Genomic DNA, 11703 nt, shown 5'->3' with positions numbered 1-11703 from the left:
CTTACATATCTTCTACTATTCCTTCTTCTCTACTAATCAATTCATGTAAGCAAATCATTCCCTCTTGGTCCCAGTCCGATAACTCCCACAAATGAAGGTAATATTCATTTCTACACTTGTATACAATTCCTTGGACTTCTTCATACATTTTTTTAAGCATAATCTTCCCCTTTCTAGATACAGTCTAACAGATTCAGATACACTTTTGTCCCATTTCATCCATTCTGCACCCTTTAGCTCCTCAACTGCACAAAAAAGAGAGGACGGGCCTCTCTTAAGGTTATTTTTCGTCATTCATTTTTGACTTTACTTCATCATAGGATAGTGCATGAGATTCCTCTTCTACTGCTTCAGGCATCTTTCCTGTTTCGTAAAGAGCTTTAATTTGTATACTATCCAATGTTTCGTATTTCAATAATGCTTCTGCAATCAACTTGTGAGTTTCACGATTTGACTGAATAATTTCAGCAGCTTTATTTCGTGCTTCATTCAATAATGAACGAACCTCTTCGTCAATTTCATAAGCTGTTTGTTCTGAAATTGATTTTTGAGGGCTTTGTGCACCAAACATAGCATGATTTCCTTCATATTGTACTGGGCCAAGTTTTTCACTCATACCGTACTCTGTAACCATTGCACGCGCCATTTGAGTCGCCTGTTCAAAGTCGTTTGAAGCTCCTGTAGTTTGGACATTAAAGATAATTTCTTCAGCTACACGTCCACCCATTAAGCCAGCTAATTGCTCTTTCATATCTTCTTTAGATAGAAGCATTTGATCTTCTTTAGGAAGTGCAATCATGTAACCACCTGCACGGCCGCGTGGTACAATTGTAACCTTATGGACAACGCGAGCATTCGACAAGACTAGACCAACAATGGTATGTCCTGCCTCATGGTAAGCAACCAATTCTCGTTCTTTTTGTGAAACTGTCTTATCTTTCTTAGAAGGTCCAGCAATAACTCTATCTTCTGCTTCATCAATATCTGAGGCATCAATTATCGATTTATTGCGACGAGCAGCAACTAAAGCCGCTTCATTCAAGACATTCTCCAAATCAGCACCAACAAAGCCTGGAGTTTGTTGAGCCACTAATTTCAAATCAACATCTTCTGCTAAAGGCTTGTTCTTAGCATGAACTTTCAAGATTGCTTCACGACCTTTAACATCAGGGCGACCAACCAAGACTTTTCTATCAAAACGTCCTGGGCGCAGAAGGGCAGGGTCAAGTACATCTGAACGGTTTGTCGCAGCGATGACAATAATCCCTTCATTTCCCTCAAAACCATCCATCTCAATCAAAAGTTGGTTCAAGGTTTGCTCACGTTCATCATTACCTCCGCCGAGACCGACTCCACGTTGACGTCCAACAGCATCAATTTCATCGATAAAGATAATAGCTGGTGCTGCTTTTTTGGCATCTTCAAAAAGAGAGCGAACACGACTAGCTCCAACTCCGACAAACATTTCTACAAAGTCAGAACCTGAAATACTAAAGAATGGAACACCTGCTTCTCCGGCTACTGCCTTAGCAAGCAAAGTTTTACCTGTTCCTGGAGGTCCCTCCAAAAGAACACCTGCTGGAATACGGGCTCCAAGTTTCGTAAATCGTTTTGGATCTTTTAAGAATTCAACAACTTCAACTAGTTCTTGTTTTTCTTCTTCAGCTCCAGCAACATCTGAAAATCTTACTTTAATATCTTCTTTATTTGCGGCTTTAGCCTTACTACGTCCAAAACTCATTGGGTTACGGCCATTATTTCCTCCCATATTTCCCATCATAGAGAATAGGAAGAAGAAAAGAATACCGAATGGCACAATGGATACAAGAATATTAATCCACATACCACTTGAACTTTCATGTTTAACAGTTACTTCCGCTTTATGGTCAGAAGCAAGCTTTTGCAATTCTGATACTGTAGTGTCTGAAGGAAGAATAATACTTGAAAATTTCTCTACTGTTGTAGCAGCAGGAGAAAAGAACTGAATGCCTGTTTCTTCTTTACTTGTTTTAGGATTTTTATAGACACCCGAAACTTCGATAACACTACCATTTGGTTGGTAAGTCAATTCTTTTACATTGTCATCGGTAATTTCTTTTACCAATTCTGTATAATTAATTTGCTCACTTTTCCCTGCAACACTACCTGTACTAAAATACTGATAAGCTGTAACTAGGAAAAAAATAAGTAATAACCATAGAAAAGGATTTTTAATTAAACCATTATTTTGTTTTTTCATTAAAAATTGTTCTTTCTAATTTGAATACACTTCTTCTTTCAATACTCCAACATAAGGAAGGTTACGATAATTTTCTTTGTAGTCTAAACCATAACCTACTACAAACTCATTTGGGATAGTAAAGCAGGTATAGTCTGCCTCAATTTCTACAACACGTCCTTCTGGTTTATCCAACAAGGTTGCAATGTTAACAGAAGCTGCTTCTCTTGCAATAAACATATCTCGCAAATTCTTCAAAGTTTGACCTGTATCAATGATATCTTCTACAAATAGAACATGTCTTCCTTTGATATCTTGAGTCACATCTTGTTTAATATTGATAACACCACTACTTGCTGTTCCACCATGGTAGCTAGAAACCATCATGAAGTCCATTTCAATATGTGTATCAATATGTTTGACCAATTCAGCCATAAAAGGAATAGATCCTTTTAAAATCCCAACTAAAATTGGATTTTTTCCTGCATAGTCTTTGGTTAATTGAGCACCTAATTTTTTAGCAGCTTCTGTAATTTCATCGTGTGAAACGAGGATTTTTTTAATATCGTTTTCTAACATTTTTTTACCTATCTATTTTTTCTATATAAAGTACAGTGTTCATTATATCATTTTTCGTGTTTTTACTCAAATTACTGGTCGCAATTCCCAAAATTGAGACAATTTCACCAAATTGCTCAATAATCAGAGCAGATTTCCGCTTTTCCATAGGGATTTTCAAATCAATAAATAGACGTCTGAGTTTTTTTCTATGCCCATTTTGAATCAAAAAATCTCCTGTTTTTCGATGACGAATGTGTATTGATGTTTCCCGTGAAACAGGTACCTGCTGAATTAATTCACCTTCTAAAGGAAGTCCAAAAGAAAATAAATATCCTTGATAAGATACCTGATTTTGATAGTGTAACACAAGTTCATCTTCCTTTTCATCAGCCTGCGGACTGATTTTACAAATCTGAAACTGTTGATACTCTTTTATCAATTCATAGCCATTTTTAAGCAGATGACGATACTGGCTTTTAGTTTTTAAAATTTGCATAACTTCATCAAACTGCGCTTTTGTAAGATTCAAATCTGGAAAACGATTCAGATAAGTTTGAAGTAAAACTCTTTGTGTCGACTCAGAGTAAGACAATAGCTGCTCTAAATTTTCTACATCAATATTCTTTGATAATTCAGCTATAGCTAAGTCATAATCTAAAATTTCATTACCGATACTTAAGATTGCATCTCTAAATCGAGGATTTTCTTTTTCTAATTCTGGTAAATAAGAATTTCGAATACGATTTCGAAAATAATGATTTTTCTTATTTGATGTATCTTCAAAGTGAAAAATTGGTGGAAAGTCTTTTTTCTGAAAATGCAAGAAGGGACGAATGATTTCTATCACTCCGACTATTTGCTTCTCCTTAATTCCTGATAGATAGCGCAAACGAGTGCCTCGAATCAAACGCATCAAAATCGTTTCCACCTGGTCATCAGCATGGTGGGCAGTAACTAAAGCTGTCGCACCTGTCTTTTTCATGACCTCTTGAAAAAAATCATAACGAAAATGTCGAGCACGCGCTTCTGAAAATTCTCCTGAAAAATCGCTGATATAAATAGGAAGCTCTGCTTCAGCAGCTAACTTCCTTAATTCCTGTTCTTCCCAATCTGATTCTACTCTCTGCTTATGATTCACATGAGCTAGGATTAATTCAATTTCTAACTCTTTTTGATAAGTAGACAATACCTTAAATAGAAACATAGAATCTAATCCACCAGAAAGAGCTAGCACCACCTTAGTATGCTTTTTGAAATATCCCTTCTTGAGAAAATGATTTAAAAAATCTTGTTCCCTCATTTTAGAACCTCATAAACATCCTTAGCTATCTGAGAAATTGTATCATAATCAGAATTCTTAGTGAAAATAGAAAGAATAAATGGAGAATCTGCGTAGACAACACCCGTATCATGCTTAAATTCGTCCGCATCCCCAATTTTATGAGCTACCTTCACAGAAACACCTTTGGCAATTCGCTGATTATCAAAATCTGTTTTAGTCAAAGACTCTAGCACAAATCCATTTTGATTATAAATAGCTTCCATGACCTTCCCAGCCATCTTGGAAGAAATCAATTTTTCTTTTGGATCCCAATCATCTCCCATAATGGCAGACATCTTGGATTTGAATGTGGCATCAGATTGGTTTGAAATGTAATAACCCAATATATTATGAGCTACATTATCAGATTCTTTAGATACTTTCGTAATTAAATCCTTTAAAGAATATTCTTTATTATCCTCTTTTTTAGGAAGACTACCACTTCCCTCTGGTTTATAAGAACCTGGAAAATCATTGACTGCAGATACATATTTTACAGTCGTATCTAACTGATAAAGACCATCATTTATTTTTTCTTGCGCATAATAGAGATAAGGTAGTTTCAAAACACTAGCTGCATACATCTTTTCATTTTGATTGATACCAGCTTCTTTTCCAGTAGTCAGTTGCTTAACATAAATAGAGAATGAATCGTTCTGATATTTTTCCGATAACATTTCTTGGACTTTACTCATCCGATTATCTTCTTCAGAAGTTGATTCTTTAGCTACCCATCCAGCCTGATCAATATGTAGAAATTCTCTTCCTTCTACAAACATTGTCTTGTCAATTGATACTTGCGAATAAGCTGATAAGGATGATTTCACTTCTTTTAAGTCATAAGGACTATTGTACAGTTTAAAATCAGATTCTAACCATACTTTTTTTATTGTTGGAGTTACCTCTGATTGATCATATAAAAATCGTTTATCCGCAGCTATAAATTGATGATTTGATAGCTTAAATACCGGAATTCCTTGTTTATTTAAGCGCCACTCGGTTATTTGAAAACTTGTTTTGGGAGTCAATTTTCCAGATTCCACTACTAAATCTTCATTCGCATAAACAGGAACCTCTCCATAAACCATGGGAGAACTTAATTTTTCTCTAAAATAAATACCAAAGTCAGATTGTGAAAGGTAATAAATTTCTTTCGAAGTATAGACGACTTCTTTTTCTGTGCTAACAACTTTTGAAATGGTCAAAAAACTTGGTAGCAACAAAATAATTAAGAATTTACGCATTCTTCCTTTCCTTTTCTTCTTGTAAACGCAATAATTGATTTCTATCAGCCAATTCTTCCAGCTTTTCATCTGACAAACTCAAAAATTGCTCTATTACGTCTAGTAAATTTTCCATTTTATCACCTTTGAAGCAAGTCAGGAATCGTATAAACTATTTCCCTCGACTTAGAATAATAGTACTTCGCTCGTGTATATTTGGCAGCATAATCCTCATCTTTCAACTTGGTAGCAAATGCTGTCTCCTTATCCTTTTCATCACTCAAAGTTTGATACTGAGTTTGCAATTCTGATAATTGCTGACGTCGTTGGAGTAATTGCTGATAACTCTGCGCTAAATTAAAAGTTGGCAAGATAAATAATAGCATAATCAAAATCAATACCCAACCCATGAAACGATTCCGTTTTTGTCGCTCTTTCATCAGGTAGCGCCGACGTTGGTATTCATTTTGAATAAAAGAATTATTCAATTGTACAATATTTTTAGACATTTTCTTCTACCCGTGTTTCACTGATAATTTCATACATGCCTGCTGCATCTTCTTTTTTTGTACTATCTTTCATCTCCAGTACTTTTACAAGTAACAATTTATTTCCAAAACGAATTTCAACTTGGTCATTAACTTTCAAGTCCGTTGAACTTTTGGCCAAGATTCCATTCACCTTGATTCTGCCTTTATCTGCTACTTCTTTTGCAACTGTACGACGCTTGATAATTCGCGATACTTTTAAATATTTGTCTAATCTCATCCTTATTACCTCAACTTATTATTGTACCATTTTTATCTATTTTATAGAAGAAAAATATCAAATGGAATTTTCTTTCTTAGACTCTTTTATCTCTAATAAACTTTCTCCAAAAATCAGCAGACCCTCTAAAATTTCATAATCTTTCTTATTTTGGACATCAAATATAAGCTCCATTAATCCCTTATTCTCAGCGATGACTGATTTTAAGTTCGTTGCGGATAAAGCTTTAAAATAATCTTGAGCTAAAAACAATCGTTGAGTGACTTTTTCAAATTGAACTGTAATTTTATTATCTTTTCTTTCCACACGTTGAACAAAGACCTTGTCCAAATATGACTTGACTAAACCAATCTCTAAAAGATATGCTACTACATCTGGGTATTCTCCAAAACGATCTATCAACTCCTCTTGTAACTCTTCATAATTGACACGGTTGTCAATTTGACGAATTTTCTTGTAAATTTCAATCTTATGTCGTTGATCAGAAATATAAGTATCAGGAAGATAGGCATCAATTTGCAAAATCAACTCAGCATTCCCTTTGGTTCTTGTGTTAGTGCTAGCATTACCGTTTCGTTTAGCAATAGCTTCCTCTAGTAACTGCGAATACAATTCAAAACCAACAGAATCAATGAAACCAGACTGGGATTTTCCTAGGAGATTTCCTGCTCCACGAATCGAAAGATCTCGCATAGCAATCTTAAATCCGGATCCCAATTCTGTAAATCCTTTAATCGCTTCTAATCTCTTTTCAGAGACTTCACTAATTGATTTTTCTGGACGATACATGAGATAGGCATAAGCAATACGATTACTACGACCAACTCTTCCTCTTAACTGATACAAGGTTGACAAGCCCATATGATCCGCATTTTCAACAAATAAAGTATTAGCATTTGGAATGTCCACCCCTGTCTCAATAATGGTAGTCGTCACCAAGATATCGTATTGTCCCTCAATAAAGTCTAGTAGAGTATTTTCCAACTGGATTTCACTCATTCGACCATGAACATAACCAACCGAAGCCTCTGGAATCAACTCCTGTAATTCTGAAACCTTCTGGTCAATCGTGTCAACTTTGTTGTAAAGGTAGTAAACTTGACCTCCACGCTCCATTTCACGCAAAACAGCATCACGAATGACACTCTCATTCTTTTCCAAAACATATGTTTGCACTGGATAACGATTAGTCGGTGGAGTTTCAATAACAGACAAATCTCTGATTCCCAGCATAGACATATGAAGGGTACGAGGAATTGGTGTTGCTGTCAAAGTTAGAACATCTACTTGTTTTTTCAGTTCTTTCAAGGTTTCCTTATGCTTGACACCAAATCGCTGTTCCTCATCAATAATCATCAAGCCCAAATCAGCAAACACAACATCTTTTGACAAAACACGATGGGTTCCAATCAAAATATCAACTTGACCCTTTTTCAATTTTTCAAGTGTTTCAGTCTGCTCTTTTTTACTTCTAAAGCGACTCAATACATCAATATTAACTGCAAAATTTTGGAATCGTTCCTTAAAATTCGTATAGTGCTGTTGCGCTAAAACCGTCGTCGGAACTAGAACGACAACCTGTTTGTGATCATTGACTGCCTTAAAGGCTGCACGCATAGCAACTTCAGTCTTTCCAAAACCAACATCCCCAACTAAAAGTCGATCCATGGGATGATAATCCTGCATATCCCTCTTGATTTCCTCGATACTACGAAGTTGATCATCCGTTTCAACATAAGGAAAGGCATCATCAAAAGCATCTTGCTCTTCATCATCAGCTGAAAAAGCATAACCTTTCAACTGACTACGCTCAGAATAGAGTTTAATTAAATCGTCTGCTATATCCTCTACCTGGTTCTTAACTTTTTGCTTGGCTTTTTTAAAATGACCATCATTTAATTTATTGAGTTTTGGAGCTTTCCCATCACTTGAAACATATTTAGACAGTAGATGAATCTGTTCTACTGGGATAGAGATTTTATCTCCACTTTGGTATTGGACACTGACATAATCGCGGTGAATTCCTTTGATTTCAATGGTTTCAATTCCTAGGTATTGACCAATTCCATGAATATGGTGAACAACGTAGTCCCCTTTTTCAAGTTCATTATAATCTTTTAAGCGCTCTGCATTTGAAACATGTTGTCTTCGAAAACGACGTTTTAATTTCTTTTGAAAAATCTCATGTTCAGTGATCACCAGAATTTTTTCATCTACAAAATGAAAACCATGTCTGAGATTGCCCTCGATTAAGTTTACAGATTCTTTACAAATGATTGACTTATTTCTAGAATCCAATTTAATCTGATATTCCTCTAACACATCCTCCAATGTTTTACTTCCCATTGAATTGCTAGATTGCAGGATAATAGTGTAATCCATTTTTTTGTATCTCTCAATTTCTTCTTTTAGAAAAGAAAATTGATTGAAAAACTCCTGCATAGGATATTGATTAAATTGATAAATTTGGTCAAACTTGAGATTTCCTAACCCTTTTTGTAGATTAGAGAAAAAGGTAACCGGACTCTGTTTTTTATAGATTTGCTCTGTATCTGCAAAATACTGCATCTCAGAAAATGCTTTACTATTCTGTAATTCTTCTGTAAAGTATTGTGCTAGTTCTCTTTCAAATATTTCATACTGATTCATCAATTTCTGATAATCATCAAAGAATATTGGAGTATCTTTTTCAATATAGTCAAAAACAGTCCATGTCTTGTCATAACACAAAGATAAAAACTTCCTAGAATCTAAATGAATTTGTTTTTGATGAAAACTTGAAAGAATTTCTTCTAAGTATGATTTTAAAATAGGTGATAACGTTTTTGAAATTTGTTTTTCTAAAGCTAACTGACCTCGTTGATAATCCTTTTCTCTCAAAAGCATATCACTAGCTGGAAAGATGGTGAGTTCTGTCTGATTTTCTTTCGATAATTGTGTCTCGACTTCAAACGACCTGATACCATCAATTTCATCACCAAAAAACTCAATTCGGCAAGGTTCTAACTGGGATATTTCAAAAATATCTAAAATATCTCCTCGCAGACTAAATTCGCCTTGAGTTTGTACTTGTGTAACTTTTCGATAGCCAATTTCCTTTAACTGATGGATAAGCGCGTGTTGGTCATATTCTTCACCAACGGCAATTTTTATAATGCTTTCTTTAAATCCAGTCGGAGAAGGTAAAAACAATCGACTTGCTGCAATATTACAAACTAAAATCCCTTTCTTAGATGAATTAGTCAAAAAACGCAAGGCTTCAACCCGTGAGATGATTTTTTCTTGTGAAGACATCAAAAACTCCACCATAGGAGTATCATCTACCAAAAACGGATAGACAAATTCCTCACCCAAGATAGAAATAAGATCACTAATAAGCCCTTCTGCGTCTCCATAAGTGGACGTCAATAACACAATCTTCTCTTCTTTTTCTAAACTGCTTGCAATTGCAAGAGCCTTAGTAGACGTTGATAAACCAAGTATTAGTTGTCTTTTCTTATCTGTCAGATTTTGATACCATTTTTTAATCTGATCATTTTCTGAGAATAAATCTAATAAGGTCACCATTTATCCGTTATACCTCTGCATTGTTTTCTCAAAATTTTTCTCTTGTAAATAATAATTTATAGCTTCGTCAACCTTGTCAATAGACTGTAAAATACCGATATAATCATCCTTGTCAAACGTACTCAAAACATGGTGAACAACTGACATACCATTTTTAGGTCTTCCAATTCCAATCTTAACACGGTTAAAGACCTGAGTTCCAATATGTTGAATAATAGACTTAATGCCATTGTGACCACCTGCGGATCCCTTTGCTCTTAAACGAATCTTTCCAACTTCCATATCAAGATCATCGTAAATGATGAGTAAATCTTCAATATCCAAACCATAGTAAGTCAATAAAGCATGAACCGCTTTTCCACTTTCATTCATAAATGTCGTTGGTTTAACAAGATAAATTTTTTCTCCATTGAAGAAAAAGGATGCTAGGTCAGCTTGAAATATCTTATCGTGTGTAAAAGTGACATTCTGTTTTTTCGCTAGTTGATCAATCAATATAAAACCAACATTGTGTTTTGTTTCAAAATATTTATCCCCTGGATTTCCCAAGCCTACAAGTAATTTGGTCATTTATTTTTCCTTTCAAAAGCCAAAAGGGTTGGAATTTTTTTCCAACCTAATTGATACTATTCATTAAATTTTTTAGACATTAAAGCGGAATTCCATAATATCGCCATCTTGAACGATATATTCTTTTCCTTCTTCACGCAAGCGTCCAGCTTCTTTTACAGCCTTTTCAGATCCGTATTTCACTAGATCCTCATATGACATGGTTACCGCACGAATAAATCCTTTTTCAAAGTCTGAGTGGATAATACCAGCTGCTTGAGGAGCCTTCATACCACGTTTGAATGTCCAAGCTCGAACTTCTTTTTCGCCAGCTGTGAAGTAAGTTCCCAGTCCAAGTAAGTGGTAAGCTGCACGAGTCAACTTGTCAACGCCTGATTCTGTCAAACCAAGTGCCTCAAGAAACTCTTGCTTGTCTTCTTCGTCTAACTCAGAAATTTCTTCCTCAGCACGCGCAGAAATAACGACTACTTCAGCATTTTCTGTCGCTGCAAATTTACGAATTTGTTTAACATAGTCGATAGAGTCAGGTTCTGAAACCACATCCTCGTCCACATTAGCAACATAGAGCACTGGTTTAGTCGTCAACAGGAAGAGACCTTTTACAACCTTTTGTTCCTCATCTGTAAACTCGATTGTACGAGCTGATTTCCCATCTTCAAGGACTGGTTTAATCTTTTGAAGAACATTGAATTCTTCCACAGATTCTTTATCTTTTTGCGTGCGTGCCATCTTTTCTACACGCGCATAACGTTTATTGACTGATTCTAAGTCAGCAAGAATCAATTCTAGGTTAATGGTATCAATATCTGCAAGTGGATCTACAAAGGCGTCTTCACGTCCTTGCTCACGCATGACATTTTCATCATCAAAAGCACGAACTACGTGAACAATCGCATCTACTTCACGAATATTGGCCAAGAATTTATTCCCTAGCCCTTCTCCTTTTGAAGCTCCTTTTACAATCCCTGCGATATCTGTAAATTCAAAAGTTGTTGGAACTGTCTTTTTAGGAGTAATCATTTCAGTTAGTTTTTGTAGACGTTCATCTGGAACTTCTACCATTCCAACGTTTGGATCAATCGTCGCAAATGGGTAGTTTGCTGCCTCTGCTCCTGCTTTTGTAATTGCATTAAATAGTGTTGATTTACCGACGTTTGGCAAACCAACGATACCTGCTGTCAAAGCCATATTTTCTCATTCTCCGTTTTCATTTCAATCCCTAATATTATAACACAAAAAGGGAAAACTTGCTAACCCTCTAACTAAGGGGGTTCAGTCAATAATTTTATTCATTTTTCGATCAAAATCATAGCGCCCCATCATGACAACATGGTCACAATTACTGCATTTGATTTTGATATCTGCTCCTACACGTGTAATTTCCCAACGATTGGCCTTTTTACCTGTTGACTTGATGGTGCAAGCATGTGGTTTTTTCATTTCAACAAAATTTCCAACTTGATACATACTACTCT

At 35.4% G+C, this 11703-nt stretch carries 11 protein-coding genes and 1 pseudogene; all 12 read right to left on the bottom strand.

Annotated features, from left to right (window positions below; genetic code table 11):
* Window positions 1-4: 4 nt before the first annotated feature.
* A pseudogene (locus SMIDD28_RS11465) lies at window positions 5-160 on the bottom strand (sigma-70 family RNA polymerase sigma factor); the annotation flags it as partial.
* A gap of 120 nt (window positions 161-280) precedes the next feature.
* Entirely contained in the window at window positions 281-2239 is a 1959-nt protein-coding gene (gene ftsH / locus SMIDD28_RS10210) for an ATP-dependent zinc metalloprotease FtsH (RefSeq protein WP_061425853.1), read from the bottom strand.
* Between the two features lie 15 nt (window positions 2240-2254).
* Window positions 2255-2797, bottom strand: coding sequence for a hypoxanthine phosphoribosyltransferase (hpt, locus tag SMIDD28_RS10205; RefSeq protein WP_000892176.1), 543 nt, complete (start codon window positions 2795-2797; stop codon window positions 2255-2257).
* Between the two features lie 4 nt (window positions 2798-2801).
* Window positions 2802-4079: a tRNA lysidine(34) synthetase TilS gene (tilS, locus tag SMIDD28_RS10200; protein WP_061425852.1), complete on the bottom strand. Its 1278-nt coding sequence runs from the start codon at window positions 4077-4079 to the stop codon at window positions 2802-2804.
* A complete protein-coding gene (locus SMIDD28_RS10195) occupies window positions 4076-5344 on the bottom strand; it encodes a serine hydrolase (RefSeq protein WP_061425851.1) in 1269 nt (422 codons plus the stop codon). The genes tilS and SMIDD28_RS10195 overlap by 4 nt, the downstream gene beginning before the upstream one ends.
* Window positions 5337-5459: an SP_0009 family protein gene (locus SMIDD28_RS12455; protein ID WP_061425850.1), complete on the bottom strand. Its 123-nt coding sequence runs from the start codon at window positions 5457-5459 to the stop codon at window positions 5337-5339. The genes SMIDD28_RS10195 and SMIDD28_RS12455 overlap by 8 nt, the downstream gene beginning before the upstream one ends.
* 4 nt (window positions 5460-5463) lie before the next feature.
* Window positions 5464-5832 carry a septum formation initiator family protein gene (locus SMIDD28_RS10185; protein ID WP_000041914.1) on the bottom strand — a complete coding sequence of 123 codons (369 nt, stop codon included), beginning with the start codon at window positions 5830-5832 and terminating at the stop codon, window positions 5464-5466.
* Window positions 5825-6091 (bottom strand): RNA-binding S4 domain-containing protein, encoded by a 267-nt coding sequence (locus tag SMIDD28_RS10180; protein WP_001234978.1) that lies wholly within the window; start codon window positions 6089-6091, stop codon window positions 5825-5827. Before SMIDD28_RS10180 ends, SMIDD28_RS10185 begins: the two co-directional genes overlap by 8 nt.
* A gap of 57 nt (window positions 6092-6148) precedes the next feature.
* A complete protein-coding gene (gene mfd, locus SMIDD28_RS10175) occupies window positions 6149-9658 on the bottom strand; it encodes a transcription-repair coupling factor (protein WP_061425849.1) in 3510 nt (1169 codons plus the stop codon).
* A complete protein-coding gene (gene pth / locus SMIDD28_RS10170) occupies window positions 9659-10228 on the bottom strand; it encodes an aminoacyl-tRNA hydrolase (RefSeq protein ID WP_061425848.1) in 570 nt (189 codons plus the stop codon).
* A gap of 72 nt (window positions 10229-10300) precedes the next feature.
* Entirely contained in the window at window positions 10301-11416 is a 1116-nt protein-coding gene (gene ychF / locus SMIDD28_RS10165; protein ID WP_061425847.1) for a redox-regulated ATPase YchF, read from the bottom strand.
* Between the two features lie 84 nt (window positions 11417-11500).
* Window positions 11501-11695 (bottom strand): DUF951 domain-containing protein, encoded by a 195-nt coding sequence (locus SMIDD28_RS10160; protein ID WP_000285186.1) that lies wholly within the window; start codon window positions 11693-11695, stop codon window positions 11501-11503.
* Window positions 11696-11703 lie beyond the last annotated feature (8 nt).

The sequence above is a fragment of the Streptococcus mitis genome (assembly GCF_001579045.1).
GTDB lineage: Bacteria > Bacillota > Bacilli > Lactobacillales > Streptococcaceae > Streptococcus > Streptococcus mitis_D.
This window is presented reverse-complemented; position numbering and strand designations above follow the sequence as displayed.